Origin of the sequence: Duganella dendranthematis (assembly GCF_012849375.1) — a bacterium.
GTDB lineage: Bacteria > Pseudomonadota > Gammaproteobacteria > Burkholderiales > Burkholderiaceae_D > Rugamonas > Rugamonas dendranthematis.
The window spans coordinates 5,704,756-5,720,111 of the sequence record NZ_CP051684.1; the positions used below are offsets into that span (position 1 = coordinate 5,704,756).

The following is a 15,356-nucleotide window of genomic DNA, read 5'->3' on the forward strand; positions in this document are numbered from 1 at the left end:
TCTTTTAGTCGACAATATAGGTAGTAATGTCGAGTTAATCAATTTGGCATTTCGTCGCTTTTGCCCTTATGATTTGCGCCATGATTACCTGTTTCGATATCGGTGGCAGCGCCATCAAATGTGCCGTCGCCACGGCCGACGGCCGGATTGGCGACCTGCAACGCGTGCCGACCCCCGCCCATGACTTCGCCGCCTTCACGGCCGCCATGCACGCGCTGATCGTTGCCGGCGGCCCTGCGCGCGGCGTCGCCATCTCGATCGCCGGCGTGGTTGATCCGGCCGATGGCCGCATCAAGTGCGCCAACATCCCCTGCGTCGATGGCCGCGTGCTGGCTACCGATCTGGCTGAGGTCTTCGGCCTCCCCGTCTGGATCATCAACGACGCCGACAGCTTCGCCCTCGCCGAGGCCCAGGCCGGTGCGGCGCGCGGTCATGCCAATGTGTTCGGCCTGATCCTGGGCACCGGCGTCGGCGGCGGCCTTGTCATTGGCGGCCGGCTGATCGGCGGACCTGGCGGCTTTGCTGGCGAATGGGGCCATGGACCGGTGGCCGCGCAGCTTGCCGGCACGCCGCCACAGTCCATCCCCCGCTTCCGCTGCGGCTGCGGTCAGACCGGTTGCCTGGATACGGTCGGCGGTGCGCGCGGTATGGAACGGCTGCATGTGACGTTGCATCAGACGGCACTGGATAGCCGGGCGATCATCGCGGCCTGGCAAGCGGGCGATGCGGATGCCGCGCTGACCATCTCCTGCTTTATCGATCTGTTGAGCGGGCCGCTGGCCATGCTGGTCAACACGCTCGGTACATCCATCCTGCCGGTGGGCGGGGGCCTGGCCAACAGCGCGCCGCTGATCGCGCGGCTTGACCAGGCAGTGCGCGCCGCCATCTTGCGCAAGACCGACGCGCCCATCATCGTGCCCGGCCAGTCCGGCGCAGAACCGGGATTGATCGGCGCGGCGTGGCTGGGCCTGGAGAAACTGGAAAACAGACATGGCTGAGCCCATCAAGTTGGAAGTCTGCGTTGACAGCGCCGATGGACTGGCCGCTGCGCTGGCCGGCGGCGCCGACCGCATCGAACTGTGCAGCGCGCTGGAAATTGGCGGCCTGACGCCGACCTCCGGTCTGCTGCGCCTGGCCTCGGCCAGCCCGGCGCCGGTGGTGGCAATGATACGTCCGCGCGGCGGCGATTTCTGGTTTGGCGAGTCGGAAACCCAACTGATGCTGCACGAAATCGACGCCGTTGCCGCCGCCGGCTTGCAAGGCGTGGTGCTCGGCGCTTCGTTGCCAGACGGCCGGCTGGATCAACGCACGCTGGAACGACTGGTGCGCCGCGCCGCCGGCCACGGGCTGCGCTGCACGCTGCACCGGGCCATCGACTTGTGCCCGGACTTGGCGCAGGCCACCGCCCAAGCCGTGGACCTTGGTTTCGAACGCATCCTGACTTCCGGCGGCGCCAAAGCCGCGCCGGAGGGCCTGATCGGCTTGCAGCGCTGCTTTGACGCTGGCGCCGGACGCATCGCCGTCATGCCCGGCGCCGGTATCAACGCCGACAATGTGCAGTGGTTGCGCGCGCGGCTGCCGCTCACCGATGTTCACGCTTCCTGCTCTCAGCCGGTGACGCCGGCATCGCAGCAGGTGCTGGCCTTTGGTTTCGATTCTGGCGGACGACGCCAGACCAGCCGCGAGAAAGTCACCGCCCTGAAAGCCGCGCTGTTGTCTTGAAATTCACCGCAGTTTGTGTGACACTCGTTCGAAATTGCAGTGAAACCGGTTTCACTTTTAGCGGGAGCAGCCTGTTTGACGTTCGATCCGACCACCCTTGTCCCATATTTTGGCGATCTGGCAGCCGGCGCGCGGCTGACCGCCCTCGCCTGCGGGATGGCTCTGGCCGGCGGTCTGACGCTGGGCATCGTGGCGGCCTTGATGCGCACCGCTGCGTCGCCGCTGGCCCGCCGTGTGGCGGAAATCTATGTGGACATCTTCCGCAACGTGCCTTTCATCGTCCAGCTGTTCTTCCTGTTTTACGGCCTGCCTGAAATCGGCGTCGAGTTGAGCGCCTTCGGCACCGGTGTGTTGGCCTTGTCGCTGGCCGGCGGCGCCTTCACTTCCGACGTGATTCGCTCCGGCATCCTGGCGGTGGAACCGGGCGTGCTGGAGGCGGCCCAGGTCAGCGGCCTGTCGCGCTTCGCCATCTACCGACACATCGTGCTGCCGATCGCGTTGCGCACTTCCGTGCGGCCGTTGGGATCGGTGTTCGTCAACCTGATCCTGACCTCATCCATCCTGTCGGCGATCACGCTGAATGAATTGACCGGCAGCGCCAAGATCGTTGCCGCCGATACATTCCAGCCGTTCGAAGTCTACGTCCTGCTTCTGCTGCTGTATGCCGTGATGACCTGGCTGGTGTCGCTGTCGGCCGGCGCCCTGCACCGTCGTTTGAACCGGGATGACGGCTGATGCGCTACACCGATTTCACGCCGCATGATCTGCTGTTGCTGCTGCAAGGACTGGGTGTTTCCGTCGCCCTGTTCGCCGCCACCACCGCCATCGGCCTGTTGATCGGGCTGTGCTGGGCGCTGCTGCGCTACTACCGCACGCCGCTGCTGGCGCCATTGGCCGCGGCGCTGGCCGAACTGCTGAAGAATTCCCCTGTACTGGTACAGTTGTTCCTGGTGTTTTTCGGCTTGCCGGTGCTGTTGGAAACAGATCTGACGCCTGTACAGGCCGCGCTGATCACACTGTCCGGCAATACAGCGGCCTTCATTTATGTGATTGCGGTGTCGGCCATCGAATCGGTCGGGCGCGACCAGCTGGAAACGGCCCGTGTATTCGGCTTGAGCCGCTGGCAGACACTGCGCCGCATCGTCGCGCCCCAGGCGGCGGCGTTCGGCCTCGGCCCGCTGGCCGGGCTGCTGGTCAACCAGCTGCAGGTGACGTCGCTGATTTCCGTGATCGGCGTGGTCGACCTGACCAAGGCTGGCGCCATCCTGAACCTGCGCACGCTCAAGCCTTTCATCGTCTGGACCGTGATCGGCGTGCTGTATTACCTGATGGCCCGGCTGATCGCCAGGGTCTGCGCCCGCGCCGAGACGCGCTTGCGCGCGCATAGTCAATGGAAGGGTTTGTAGCATGATAGATATCGAAGGCGTGGTCAAACGCTTCGGCGCCAACACGGTGCTCGATGGCGTCCACCTGCGCATCGCGCCGGGCGAAGTGGTGTCCATCCTCGGCGCCAGCGGCTCCGGCAAATCGACGCTGATCCGTTGCATCAACGGACTTGAAAAGCTCGACGGCGGTACGATTGCCGTCGATGGCCATCGCGTCGATGATCCGAAGCAGTTGCAGCTGGCGCGGCGCTGCTCCGGCACCGTATTCCAGCTGTTTAATCTGTATCCGCACCTGACGGCGCTGCAGAATGTTACGCTGGCGCCGATTGAAGTGCTGAACGTGCCACGTCGCCAGGCCGAAGACGAGGGCCGCGAGCTGCTGTCCTCCGTTGGCTTGGCCGACCGCGCGGACGCATATCCGGCGCAGCTGTCAGGCGGCCAGCGTCAGCGCGTAGGCATCTGTCGCGCCCTGGCGATGAAACCGCGCTATCTGTTGCTGGACGAAGTCACCAGCGCGCTGGATCCTGAAATGACGTCCGAAGTGTTGGACATCCTGGCCAGGCTGGCGGCAGGCGGCACCACCATGCTGTTCGTCACGCACGAAATCGCCTTCGCGCGCCAGATCTCCAACCGCGTGGTGTTCCTCGATCAGGGCCGTTTGCTGGCCGACCTGCCAACCGCGCAGTTCTTCGCTGCGGATGGCGGTCTGGCGCAGCCCCGCATCGCCCAATTCTTATCCAAAATGAGCAAATAATGAAAATGCTGCTTGCGAACGCCGAGGCATGGCCCGGCTTTGAAACCACGGTCGACCTGCTGAAACAAGGCGGCGCCAGTATCGACGCCATGGTCAGCGGCATCGCCAAGGTTGAACGCGAAGCCAAGGTACGCAGCGTCGGCTACGGCGGCTGGCCGAATATGCTGGGCGAGATGGAGTTCGACGCCGGCGTCATGGACGGCACCTCGCGCGACGTCGGCGCGGTCGGTGCGGTGCCAGCCACCCTGCCCGTCTCCGCTCTGGCGCACGAAGTGATGAAGCACCTGCCGCACGTGATGCTGACCGGCGCCGGCGCGCGCCGCTTCGCCACCGAACGCGGTTTCGCGGTCGATGACGTGCTGCACCCGGATAGTAAACGGGTCTGGTGGGAACGGCTGCAAAAGGAGATGTCGCCGGCGCAGCTGGCGGCCTTTCCCGATATCGCGTTGGCGCCGCTCAGCAACACCATCACCGATCCAGAACGCGTGCGCGACACCACGGTGTTCCTGGGCCAGGACGCCGGCGACAACATCGGCGTGGTCACCTCGACCTCTGGCTGGGCCTGGAAGTATCCGGGCCGCCTCGGCGACTCGCCGATTCCCGGCGCCGGCTTCTACGCCGACAGCCGCTATGGCGCCGCCGCCTGTACCCACACCGGCGAAATGACCATGCGCTGCGCGACGTCGCGCAGCATCGTGCTGGCAATGCGGCTTGGCTATACACTGGACGACGCCATCAAGCTGGCGGTGGAAGAATTGTCCGAATTGAAGACCGGCTTCCTGGCCGGTGTGGTGATCCACGCCATCGACGCCAAGGGCAATCACCAGGTCGTCAACTACCGCTGTGACGAAGAAATACGTTATTGGTATTGGGACGAGCGCATGGCCGCGCCGGAGTTGCGCGTTGCCGCCGCCGTCAAACTTTGAAAGGGTTGAGCATGCAGCATCGTTACAAACGCACTGCCGCCGCTGTGGCACTGGTGCTGGCGGCGACGTCGGCGCTGGCCGGCCGCATCGAGGAAATCAAGGCGCGCGGTTATGTGCGCATCGGTGTTTCGCTGGGTGGAGAGCCGGTTGGCTTCCGTGACGCCAGCAATCAGCCGGTAGGCTATGACGTCGATGTGGCAAAGCAGCTGGCTGCGAAACTCGGCGTGCCGGTGCGCTTCGCGGACGTCTCCAGCGATGCGCGCATTTCGATGCTGATGTCGAAGCAGCTCGATCTGGTGGTGGCCAACGTCTCGATCACACAGCAACGCGCGCGCGTGGTGGACTTCTCCATTCCCTACAACCTGGCGGGTCTGCGGGTGATCGCGCAAAAGAGCGTGCATATCAAGACGCTGGCGGACCTGAACGGCAAGCGGGTTGTGGTCGGCCGCGGCACCACGGCGGATACCTTCCTGCGCCAGTCGGCGCCGCAGGCGATCTTCATCTACACCGACAATTTTGCGCCGGACGGCGTCCTGCTCCTGCAGCAAAAGCGCGCCGATGCCGGCATCGAGGATTCGTCGCTGCTGGACTACCTGGCCAGCAAGAACGACCAGCTGGAGACGCTGCCGACGATGTATGGCAATACGCCGATCGGCATCGCCATGGCCAAGGGCGATCCGGCGCTGCTGAAGTTTGTGAACGCTTTCGTGTCGGACTACATCAAGTCCGGCGCCTACGCGGCCAACTACAAGAAATGGTGGGGCGGCAAAGCCGTGCCGCCGGTGCTTACCCCGTAAGCCGGGGGACGAAGCGGGTGGCGACCAGCACCTGGCCGCCGTTCTGCGCCAGGTCCGCCGGCTGGCTCAAGATGCGGACAATCTGCGCCACGTATTCGCGCCGGTCGAAACCGATCGAGGAAATCGGGTAGGCGTCAAACTGCGTCAGCGAGATGTTGTCGAAACCGTACAACCGGAAGCGCGTGGGCGCATGCTGCGGAAAATGCTGGCGATGCGCATCCAGCACCCCCATCGCCATTGCATCGGAGGTGCAGAACACCGCGCCGGTGGCATCCACATCGATCTGTTGCGCTAGCGCCCGTCCGCTGGCGTAGGAATAATCTCCCGCCAATTCACCCAGTAGTGTGACGCCGTGCCGCGCCAGCGCCGCGCGGTAGGAAGCGATGCGCGCCTGCTCCACCAGCGACATGGTGCGTCCGGTCAGCAGCAGCGCGCTGCGCACGCCCTTGCCCGCCGCATCGGCCACGCATTCGCGAATGCCTTGATCTTCATCCATCGTCACCGACGGCACGTCCGCATCGTGATGGCCGTTCAGCATCAGCACCGCATTGTTGCGGAACATGCGGCGTACCGTGGCGGCATCGGCAAAATCGGAAAACACCAGCGCCGCGTCGACGTGATAGGCCACGCCGTCACGCAAGAACAATTCGGCGTGCTGGCCGGCACCCACACGGATGAAAATCACCTGTTTGCCGATGGCCTGGATCTCCGCCAGCAGCAAATCAAACAGGTCGAGGTCCGACAGGTCGTGGATGTGGTTGACCAAGATGGCGACCAGGTTGACGGTCTTGTTGGCCAGTCCGCGTGCCAGTGAGTTGGGCCGGAAACCGAGTGCCTCGGCCGCGCGCAGCACGCGTTCGCGCTTATCGGCGGATACGGGCCGCGGCTGCGCCGACAGGGCCCGCGACGCGATCGCCCGCGACACGCCCGCCAGCGCAGCGACATCGGACAGCGTCGGTTCCGGAGCGGGTTTCAGGGCGTCGTTCATGCCGGCGATTATACCTACCCGTTCCCCTGCCGAGAACTACGGCCTCGTCCATTGCATATTATTTAATGAAACGACCTGCTCGGGCGGCCGGGTACCGATCATCGACACCGACACCGGCAAATATTACGGCACGGGCAATTATCCGCACTGGGAGCAACATTGCATAAATCGTGGCGAGCAATTATGTGGTGCCGAAGTGATGAATGCTGACTTAAGGCCTTGATTTCGCTATAATTCCCGCCTTCACCGTAAGGAATCAAATCATGACTCTGCTAGCCCACCAGCTTGAACTGCTGTCGCCCGCCAAGACCGCCGAAATCGGCCGTGAAGCGATCCTGCATGGCGCCGACGCCGTCTACATCGGCGGCCCGGCGTTCGGCGCGCGCCATAACGCCAGCAATTCGATTGAGGAAATCTCCAGTCTGGTGGAGTTTGCGCACCGCTACCGCTCGCGCATTTTCGTCACGCTCAACACGATCCTGCATGACGCCGAGCTGGACGCGGCCCGCAAGCAGATCTGGCAACTGTACGAAGCCGGTGTCGATGCGCTGATCGTGCAAGACATGGGCCTGCTGGAAATGGACCTGCCGCCGATCCAGCTGCACGCCAGCACCCAGTGCGATATCCGCACCATGGAGAAGGCCAAGTTCCTCGGCGACGTCGGTTTCTCGCAGCTGGTGCTGGCGCGCGAACTGACGATTGAGCAGATTAAAAAAATCCATGCCGACGTCGACACCCCGCTGGAATACTTCATCCACGGCGCGCTGTGCGTGGCCTATTCCGGCCAGTGCTACATCTCGCACGCCGACACCGGCCGCAGCGCCAATCGCGGCGACTGCTCGCAAGCCTGCCGCCTGCCGTACACGCTGAGTGACAACAAGGGCCGCGTCGTGGCCTACGAAAAACACCTGCTGTCGATGAAGGACAACGACCAGAGCCGCAATCTGGAAGCGCTGATCGACGCCGGCATCCGCTCGTTCAAGATCGAGGGCCGCTACAAGGACATGGGCTATGTGAAGAACATCACCGCCCACTACCGCCTGCTGCTGGACGAAATCCTGGAACGCCGCACCGAATTCACGCGCGCCGCCAGCGGCGACACCAGCATCCTGTTCACGCCGGATATCGATAAGAACTTCCACCGCGGCCACACGGATTACTTCGCCAACGGCCGCCAGGATGAAATCGGCGCCTTCGACAGCCCGAAATACGTCGGCGTCGAGCTGGGCACGATCACCCGCCTGGCCACCGATCACTTCGACATGGTCACCAACGCGGCGATGTCCAACGGTGACGGCCTGAACTACATGCACAAGCGCGAGACCTTCGGCATCCAGGCCAACACCGCCAAGAAAATCGGCGATAACGAGGAAGGCCAGCTGTGGCGCGTCTATCCGAACGAGGCGATCAGCGCCCTGCCCGGCCTGCGCATCGGCCTGTCGGTCAACCGTAATGGCGACCGCCAGTGGGAATCGACGCTGAACAAGAAATCCGCCGACCGCAAGGTGGGCCTGCACCTGACGCTGAGCGAACAGAGCGGCGGCCTGCGCTTGGACCTGTGCGACGAGGATGGCTACCTGAGCAGCACTGAGGCCGCCCTGGCACTGCAACCGGCACAAAACGCCGACCAGGCCGACGCCGGCCTGCGCGCCAGCCTGGGCAAGCTGGGCAATACCATGTTCCGTGCTGACAGCGTCACGCTCAAGCTATCGCAGCCGTGGTTTGTGCCGTCGGCCGTCATCAACGCGCTGCGCCGCGACGCCATCGCGGCCCACGAGGCAGTGCGTCTGGCGGCCTGGGACCGGCCGATGCGCAAGGCGGCCGCCGAACCGCTGGCGCTCTACCCGGACACCCAGCTGAGCTACCTGGCCAATGTCTACAACGAAAAAGCGCGCGCCTTCTACACCAAGCACGGCGTGCAGCTGATCGCCGCCGCCTACGAGTCGCACGAGGAAGCCGGCGAAGTGCCGCTGATGATCACCAAGCACTGCCTGCGCTTCTCGTTCAACCTGTGTCCCAAGCAGGCCAAGGGCGTGCAAGGCGTGCAGGGCCAGGTCAAGGCCGAGCCGATGACCCTGGTCAGCGGCGACGAGACCTACACCCTGCGTTTCGACTGCAAACCATGCGAAATGCACGTGGTCGGCGCAATGAAGCCGGGCATTTTGAAGTCGGCGCCACCGTCCAACATTCCGTACAGCCCGCTCACCTTTCACCGCCAGCGCCCACGCGCCTGAATCAGGCCGGTCACATAATCATGACATGGTGCAATGCCACGTCGTGGTGACCAACCAGCGTAATCTCCACCGGCGCGTGATGCTGCGCGCCGGCTTCAGCTGACGGATGGCTGGACTCCGACGTCGCGGCCGCCTTGATCACCGGCTTGACCGCCGCCGTGTTGGGCTGCGCCACCATGTAGTCGTCGTCATCGCCTGGGTCGGGATCGTCACCGCCCTCGTCTTTCAAGTTGTGGTGCAGGATGTACGCCCCAGGTTTTTCCCCGGCCCAGAAGCACTTGTCGCCGACCGTGATGTGCTGCACCTGAATCTCGCCGATCGCATCAACCGCAACGACTTTCTCCCACCGCACCGAACCTTGGGCGCCGTCTTGCCGCACCGCCACCTGTTTGCCAAGCAGCTCAGGCGCCAGCATCAAGCCCTCTGGCGTTGGTATAGGCGCGCTGTCCGAGCATTTGAGGCTGACGCCGCTGACGGTGGTGATGCGGAAGCCCGCCGCAGTCTTGATCTGGGAGTAACTGACCACGCCACGTCCCGCTTCCAGCGTTTGCTGGTCGGCCAGCTGCATTTCGTCGCCGACAGCGATATCGCCGGCTAGCCGCCCGTCCGGCAGGATTGCGTCAATACTGACACAGCCGCCACCACCGCCTCCACCGCCGGCGTCGCCGCCGCCGCCGGGTTCTTCCGGATCGCTATCTGCGCCGTTCCAGTCATCATTGAAGCCATCAGGCTGCGTCGACGATTTCTCCTGGCCATCCGACCCAATTTCGACCCACTTGCCGCCGGCCGTATGCTCAGTTGGATTATTCACTTGAACCAGGCCGCCGGAGTGATTGGTGCGTCCTTCTTCACCCAGCGGAACCACGACGGCATTGGTCCTCTCAACGGCGATCCGGTCTGCTACCGTATCGTATTGAGCATCTGCGGTATTTGCATTGGTCACAAAGTTGGTATCGGCTGCATGGGACATTTCGTGGAAAAGATTAGAAGCCGGCGACTCGTAATTCCTGATATTGCCGGCTGCGTCCGTTACTGCGATAGCCGTATCGGGATCCCAGCTGATGGTGATCTGCCCGTCGGGAGCAACCGAGGTTTGATTGATGCCACTATGATTGATGACAAGATCCGCATGCTGCAACGCCGCATCGCTGATTAACTGCGTCCCTTGTGCATTTTGACTGCCATAACTCAGTGCACTTTGAAGTTTTTCCAGATCTGCGCCGCTGCCGTTTTCGATCGTCCTGAATACACCGTTGATTGGCATGCTTTATCCCTCAATGGAGTTAATAAGATTAAAGAGCATCACAAGATGCGGAAGCGTTTTTATTCAACTGCACAAAGCCGCCGCGATTAACCATCGCGCGGACTTCTTCGACAACCTCGTTGCGCAGCAGAATCGGCTCTGCATTCCAATTTGCATGCAGATAGGACTGATTCAGGAATTTCTGACTAAATTCCACCGAAATATCATTTCTGTCCTGGAAATGAAAAACGATTTTATTTCTGACTTCGAATCGCGGTTGCGCGGCCGATCCGCCTGGCGGCACGCTTCGTGCAGCACTGAGTAAAGTCAGCAATTGAGAAGCTGTAGCGGACTCGGTAATTGCATATTTGCAGCCAATTTTCTGCAAAATGGCGTCGTCAATATGCGTGATATAAGCCAGGTTTTTGGGAATAAACGCGGCATCTGCAGAAACGGGAATATCTTGGCCGGCGGCAGAACATACCAAGTTCAGGGCAAGCAACGAAAATAGAATTTTCTTCATATAGAACCCATATGGTCAGTGTTATTAATACTACATGCTCCAAAATACAACATCAAACAGTTTCATGTATATCAACATATCTTTGTGTATCTTCATGTTTCTATTGCTGATTGAAAGGCTTTCATGTCTTCGCCTGGTGACAGTCACTCTATCGATATACCTCTAAAGATTTTGTTGTACGGTTGTCCAAATGGCTTGACAGTCAACAGGACGAAAGCTATCTTCACGGCTGTTGCTATGCGGCAATTATCGGATTCAAGTACTTGAATCATCCGTGCGCAGCGAAAACTTTTTTTGTTGCAGAATGCGCGTCGCTACGGCGATGTGCCGTTGGCAATCTTTCCATTTCAGCCGAAAGCCAGGGGATATTTATGACAAACTTGCCACATAGAAAGCTATCTTTGGAAAGCTTTCACACTTTTTCAAAGACAGCGCTACCAATCGCGCTGAGTTTGGCACTTGCTGCATGTGGCGGCAGCAGTGACAGCACGACCGCACCCAATGCCCGCACCATGAGCATGATGAAAGCTGCGGTTGCAGAGGTAGCGCTAACACCGGTGGGCGCCACCGCCAGTTCGTCGGAACGCGGCGACCTGAGCGCAGCTGCGGCGATCGATACCAACGACGGCACCCGCTGGGGCAGCGGCTTCAGCGACAACGAATGGCTAACGCTGGACTACGGCCAGAGCCAGACCATCAACCGCGTCCACATCAACTGGGAAAACGCCCACGCCACCGAATATGAACTGCAGGTGTCGGACGACAATTCCAACTGGACCACGCTGAAACACGTCACCGGCAGCACCGGCGGCGTCGAGGACCTGACTGGCTTGAACGGCCAGGGCCGCTATCTGCGCATGCTGGGTATCAAGCGCTCAACCGGCTACGGCTATTCGATCTTCGAGATCGTCGCCTACTCGGGCGGCAGCACCGACACCGGTACCGGCACCGTGCCGGACGATCCAACCACCACGCCGCAACAGCCAGTCGACGTCACCAAGCCTGGCGTGTCGATCAAGCCGGTTAAAGTGACCTCGTCGGCAGTGGAAGGCGGCAACACCGCCGACCTGGCGGTCGATGGCAAGCTGAACACCCGCTGGAGCAGCGCCGCCGACAATGGCGCCTGGCTGCAATTCGACTTCGGTACCAAGACGCAAATAGGCTACCTGAAGCTGACCTGGGAAAACGCCTACGGGAAGCAGTACAACCTGGCGGTATCGGACGACGGCCAGACCTGGAACATCATCCGCACCGTCACCAACGGCCAGGGCGGCACCGAGGAGTTTTTCAACCTCGGCGTCAATGCCCGCTACGTCCAGCTGCAAGGCGTGCAGCGCGCCACCCAGTACGGTTACTCGCTGTTTGAAGTCGAGTTCAAGACTCCTGGCAGCGACAACAGCCTGGCGGCCGGCACGACCACCTCGGCCATTCCGTTCCCAACCAGCGGCGCAGGCCTGATTCCGTTGCCAAGCTACGCCCAGCCGCTGGAATCGACCCAGTTCACCCTGGCTGACGGCACCATCGTCACCCGCTGGGGCGCGCGTGGCGTTGGCCGTCACGGCCGCGAGCGCGGCGAGGACTGGAACGAAATTGGCTACGGCCCGAACGACACCGTCGATCCAGTCACCGGCCTGCCGCAGGACAAGGGTCCGGGCGCTTACCTGATCTTCGTGGCGAACTACTTCAAGAACCGTACCTGGGGCCTGGAGATGATCGACAACAGCCGCGTGGCCGGTGTCACCAAGCCGACCCTGATCTTCAACGAGTACCACCAGACCCAGGGCCTGCGCGGCAACACGGTGTTCTTCCGCCGCTTCGACGATCCGGGCAGCACCGGCTACGGCTGGATGGTCGGCCGCGAAATCGTTCAGGACAACAACCAGCCTTGCGATCCGGTCGCTTACCCGGCCAACTTCAAGCTCAACTCGGCCAACGGCATCAATAACGGCTGCACGCTGTTGATCAAGGAGTATCCACGCCACAACAACCTGAACGCGGCCGGTTTTCCGGACGGCACCGCCGTCGATGCGCGCGCGCTGAAAATCGGCGACGTGATCGAAGCCGGTCCATCGATGTTCGCGGTCGAGGCCGCGATGAAGGCCAAGGGCGACAACGGCGGCTTCCGCTACTACGCCAACGAGTGGACCTATGTAGTCGGCCAAGGCCTGCGTCCATGGTATGGCATCCAGCCACGCCTGAATTCGACGCCGATTCCAGACCAGTACCTGCAAGGCGGTACCGGTTCGGTGTCGTATGACTACGCCGACAATGGCGACCACATGTTCCAGCAGCCGCAGAACAACGTCGGCATGCAGAATATGCAGCGCTTCGTGGAAGGCCGCCGTCTGGTGCACACCAACTTCACCACCGGTATGCACAACGAGCCAGGCAATGACCGTTACGATCCTGCCGTCGGCCTGCAAGGCCAGCGTTATGGCCAGGCTGCCTGTATCGGCTGCCACGTCAACAACGGCCGCAGCCCGGCGCCGATCGCGGTCAACCAGCGTCTGGACAACATGACCGTGCGTGTGGCGGTGACCGACGCCAACGGCAATCAAACCCCGCATCCGCAATATGGTACCGCGGTGCAGATGAACGCCGTGTCGTCGACCGGTGCGCCGCAGAACTGGGGCCTGGGCGTGCGTGTCGCCAACTTCGTTTCCAGCATCGCCAAGCTGGCCGACGGCACCTCGGTCGAACTGCGCAAGCCAGTGCTGGCCTTCGAAAGCGCGACGCCGGACACCGTCTCGCTGCGTCAGGCCCAACCAATGCTGGGCGTTGGCCTGCTGGAAGCCATTCCGGAAGCCGACATCCTGGCCAAGGTGCGCACCTCGGCGGATGAAGACGGCGTAAAAGGTAGCGCCAATTACGTGTTCGATCCGGAAACCGGCGCGGTGCGTCTGGGCCGCTTCGGCTGGAAGGCTGCCAAGGCGACCCTGCGTCACCAGGCTGCGGCTGCACTGGTACAGGATATGTCGGTGACCTCGCCGCTGTATCCTAACCGTAGCTGCCTGACCGATCCTGCCGGCTGCAAATCGGCGGCGGCGCAAAAGGGCGTGAGCGAAGCGGAACTGACGCTGATCACCCAGTACCTGTCGCTGGTGGCGGTACCTGCCCAACGTGCGATCTCCAGCGGCTTCCCGAAAGGCGTGTCGCCGCTGAAGGATCTGGATGTTGATCCGGCCAAGATCGCCAAGGGCAATACGGTATTCCAGGGTATGCGTTGTGCCGCTTGCCACACGGTTGATCAGAAGACCGGCAGCGGCAGCCTGTTTGCAGAACTGCGCAACCAGAACATCAAACCGTACACCGACCTGCTGCTGCACGACATGGGCGACGGTCTGGCGGACAAGTTTGTGGAAGGCCAGGCCAAAGGCAATATGTGGCGTACTTCGCCGCTGTGGGGTATCGGCTACTCGGACACCGTGATGGGTTCCGCAGGCAAAGCTGGCTACCTGCACGACGGCCGCGCACGTAACCTGACCGAAGCGATCATGTGGCACGGCGGCGAAGCGACCAAATCGCGTCAACGCTTTGAAAACCTGACCGCAGCGGATCGCGATGCACTGCTGGCGTTCCTGAAGTCGCTGTAAGTTATCCTTAGTTGTTCTTTTGATGCCGGGCACTGTGAAGTGCCCGGCATTTTTTTATTGCGCGGCGTTGAAGACGTTACTGACGGTGGCCGCGCCGAAGCAATGGTCGCAATCACGCCTGCGAAAACAGCCAAGACGATGAACGCAATTTGATCAACACCAGTTATTGCAGCGGAGCACCGGTTTAGAATCGCCATCACCGAGACTGTCAACGAGGTGTCAGTGTGAACGGTCCCGAGTCCATTCCCTATATCATCTTGGTCGGCGTATCCGCCATCCTCTGGCTAGATTTCCTCCATGCGCGCCGCGCCCGCCGCGAGCAGCATATCCGCGAGTTCAGCTTGCCGCCAGGCTTGTTCGACAAGCTGCGCAAGTGGTTGACGGCAGTAGCAGCGCCGAAACGTATTGCGGCAGCGACCTGGGACATACCAGCACCGGCTGCGGAGGCGGCGACTAAGCGCCGCCCTGGCGATATCTCAATCCAGCTGCTTCAGCACCACCCGGCGCAACTCGTACGGCGTGCCTTCCAATTGGAAGCCGATCCTGCCGGATGACGGAGACACATTCGTCACGCGATTCTGTAGCACGCCATTCACCGTCACCTCCACCGTGCCGTCGCGGCTGACGATGTCGCAGGCATTCCATTCCCCGACCGGTTTTTCGCTGTCGGCCGCCGTGCGCGCCTTGATGCGGGTTTCTGCACCGGGCTTGCTGGTCAGCGGCTCGGCAAAGCTGCCGGCCGCCATCGGCAACAGGTCACCGGCGTTGCCGTTCTTGGTCTGCACCTGCAAACTGACGGGCCATACGCGATCAAACGTGCCGGGGCTAATGTGCAGCAGCACGCCGCCATTCCCCGGTTTGCCGGTCCAGCGCCATTCCACGTGCAGCGCGTAGTTGCGGTAGTTTTCGGTGGTGGCAAGGAAGCCGGACGGCTTGCCTGTCGAAGCGATCACGCCTTCCGGCAGCACGCGAAAAACATCGGCGACCATGGCCGATGGCGTGGTTTGCAGCTCCCAGCCGTTGAAATCGCGGCCATTAAACAGATCGACCGCGCCGGCGCCATGGGCGGCCAACGTCAATATCGCAGCACTTACTAATTTACGCACACCGTCTCCTTTATGAATTTTTGTACAGTATATGCGAACCACGATCTGCCAAAAGTCTCACTTTAGAATGTAGTTGTGCGCGGCC

Annotated in this window: 14 protein-coding genes; 10 read left to right on the forward strand and 4 right to left on the reverse strand. The window is 61.8% G+C overall.

The window, feature by feature from the left end; genetic code table 11:
• Nucleotides 1-80 precede the first annotated feature (80 nt).
• The 7 genes from HH213_RS26115 (at nt 81) to HH213_RS26145 (ending at nt 5,584) form a co-directional block, all read left to right on the forward strand.
• A complete protein-coding gene (locus HH213_RS26115; protein WP_169114200.1) occupies nt 81-998 on the forward strand; it encodes an ROK family protein in 918 nt (305 codons plus the stop codon).
• Entirely contained in the window at nt 991-1,722 is a 732-nt protein-coding gene (locus tag HH213_RS26120; RefSeq protein WP_169114201.1) for a copper homeostasis protein CutC, read from the forward strand. The genes HH213_RS26115 and HH213_RS26120 overlap by 8 nt, the downstream gene beginning before the upstream one ends.
• 75 nt (nt 1,723-1,797) lie before the next feature.
• Nucleotides 1,798-2,457 carry an amino acid ABC transporter permease gene (locus HH213_RS26125; protein ID WP_169114202.1) on the forward strand — a complete coding sequence of 220 codons (660 nt, stop codon included), beginning with the start codon at nt 1,798-1,800 and terminating at the stop codon, nt 2,455-2,457.
• Nucleotides 2,457-3,128 (forward strand): amino acid ABC transporter permease, encoded by a 672-nt coding sequence (locus HH213_RS26130; RefSeq protein WP_110847956.1) that lies wholly within the window; start codon nt 2,457-2,459, stop codon nt 3,126-3,128. The genes HH213_RS26125 and HH213_RS26130 overlap by 1 nt, the downstream gene beginning before the upstream one ends.
• Before the next feature lies 1 nt (nt 3,129).
• Nucleotides 3,130-3,861, forward strand: coding sequence for an amino acid ABC transporter ATP-binding protein (locus tag HH213_RS26135; protein ID WP_169114203.1), 732 nt, complete (start codon nt 3,130-3,132; stop codon nt 3,859-3,861).
• The gene (locus HH213_RS26140; RefSeq protein WP_169114204.1) at nt 3,861-4,787 is read left to right on the forward strand and encodes an isoaspartyl peptidase/L-asparaginase; all 927 of its coding nucleotides are present in this window, start codon (nt 3,861-3,863) and stop codon (nt 4,785-4,787) included. The genes HH213_RS26135 and HH213_RS26140 overlap by 1 nt, the downstream gene beginning before the upstream one ends.
• Before the next feature lie 11 nt (nt 4,788-4,798).
• Nucleotides 4,799-5,584 carry a transporter substrate-binding domain-containing protein gene (locus HH213_RS26145; RefSeq protein ID WP_169114205.1) on the forward strand — a complete coding sequence of 262 codons (786 nt, stop codon included), beginning with the start codon at nt 4,799-4,801 and terminating at the stop codon, nt 5,582-5,584.
• On the opposite strand, the gene HH213_RS26150 is transcribed toward HH213_RS26145, so the two are convergent.
• On the reverse strand, nt 5,574-6,572 hold the full coding sequence (locus HH213_RS26150) for a LacI family DNA-binding transcriptional regulator (protein ID WP_169114206.1): 999 nt from the start codon (nt 6,570-6,572) through the stop codon (nt 5,574-5,576). The genes HH213_RS26145 and HH213_RS26150 overlap by 11 nt on opposite strands.
• Here HH213_RS26150 and HH213_RS26155 point away from each other — a divergent pair.
• Complete coding sequence (locus HH213_RS26155; protein WP_169114207.1) at nt 6,571-6,795, forward strand: hypothetical protein; 225 nt, start codon at nt 6,571-6,573, stop codon at nt 6,793-6,795. The two genes, HH213_RS26150 and HH213_RS26155, sit on opposite strands and share 2 nt — an antisense overlap.
• 40 nt (nt 6,796-6,835) lie before the next feature.
• Nucleotides 6,836-8,806, forward strand: coding sequence for a peptidase U32 family protein (locus HH213_RS26160; RefSeq protein ID WP_169114208.1), 1,971 nt, complete (start codon nt 6,836-6,838; stop codon nt 8,804-8,806).
• Between the two features lie 10 nt (nt 8,807-8,816).
• Here the strand turns inward: HH213_RS26160 and HH213_RS26165 are convergent, their stop codons facing one another.
• Complete coding sequence (locus tag HH213_RS26165; RefSeq protein ID WP_169114209.1) at nt 8,817-10,070, reverse strand: type III secretion system effector protein; 1,254 nt, start codon at nt 10,068-10,070, stop codon at nt 8,817-8,819.
• 28 nt (nt 10,071-10,098) lie between these two features.
• Nucleotides 10,099-10,572 carry a hypothetical protein gene (locus HH213_RS26170; protein WP_146235944.1) on the reverse strand — a complete coding sequence of 158 codons (474 nt, stop codon included), beginning with the start codon at nt 10,570-10,572 and terminating at the stop codon, nt 10,099-10,101.
• Between the two features lie 512 nt (nt 10,573-11,084).
• On the opposite strand from HH213_RS26170, the gene HH213_RS26175 reads away from it, so the two are divergent.
• Nucleotides 11,085-14,165, forward strand: a complete 3,081-nt coding sequence (locus HH213_RS26175) for a di-heme oxidoredictase family protein (protein ID WP_229263170.1) — start codon at nt 11,085-11,087, stop codon at nt 14,163-14,165.
• Between the two features lie 476 nt (nt 14,166-14,641).
• On the opposite strand, the gene HH213_RS26180 is transcribed toward HH213_RS26175, so the two are convergent.
• Nucleotides 14,642-15,271: a 3-keto-disaccharide hydrolase gene (locus tag HH213_RS26180; protein ID WP_169114211.1), complete on the reverse strand. Its 630-nt coding sequence runs from the start codon at nt 15,269-15,271 to the stop codon at nt 14,642-14,644.
• Nucleotides 15,272-15,356 lie beyond the last annotated feature (85 nt).

Excerpts from the sequence above, each read along its gene's own strand:
- HH213_RS26115 (WP_169114200.1), top strand. The coding sequence starts at position 81 with ATGATTACCTGTTTCGATATCGGTGGCAGCGCCATCAAATGTGCCGTC.
- HH213_RS26120 (WP_169114201.1), top strand. The coding sequence starts at position 991 with ATGGCTGAGCCCATCAAGTTGGAAGTCTGCGTTGACAGCGCCGATGGA.
- HH213_RS26130 (WP_110847956.1), top strand. The coding sequence starts at position 2,457 with ATGCGCTACACCGATTTCACGCCGCATGATCTGCTGTTGCTGCTGCAA.
- HH213_RS26135 (WP_169114203.1), top strand. The coding sequence starts at position 3,130 with ATGATAGATATCGAAGGCGTGGTCAAACGCTTCGGCGCCAACACGGTG.
- HH213_RS26140 (WP_169114204.1), top strand. The coding sequence starts at position 3,861 with ATGAAAATGCTGCTTGCGAACGCCGAGGCATGGCCCGGCTTTGAAACC.
- HH213_RS26145 (WP_169114205.1), top strand. The coding sequence starts at position 4,799 with ATGCAGCATCGTTACAAACGCACTGCCGCCGCTGTGGCACTGGTGCTG.
- HH213_RS26155 (WP_169114207.1), top strand. The coding sequence starts at position 6,571 with ATGCCGGCGATTATACCTACCCGTTCCCCTGCCGAGAACTACGGCCTC.
- HH213_RS26150 (WP_169114206.1), bottom strand. The coding sequence starts at position 6,572 with ATGAACGACGCCCTGAAACCCGCTCCGGAACCGACGCTGTCCGATGTC.
- HH213_RS26160 (WP_169114208.1), top strand. The coding sequence starts at position 6,836 with ATGACTCTGCTAGCCCACCAGCTTGAACTGCTGTCGCCCGCCAAGACC.
- HH213_RS26165 (WP_169114209.1), bottom strand. The coding sequence starts at position 10,070 with ATGCCAATCAACGGTGTATTCAGGACGATCGAAAACGGCAGCGGCGCA.
- HH213_RS26170 (WP_146235944.1), bottom strand. The coding sequence starts at position 10,572 with ATGAAGAAAATTCTATTTTCGTTGCTTGCCCTGAACTTGGTATGTTCT.
- HH213_RS26175 (WP_229263170.1), top strand. The coding sequence starts at position 11,085 with ATGAGCATGATGAAAGCTGCGGTTGCAGAGGTAGCGCTAACACCGGTG.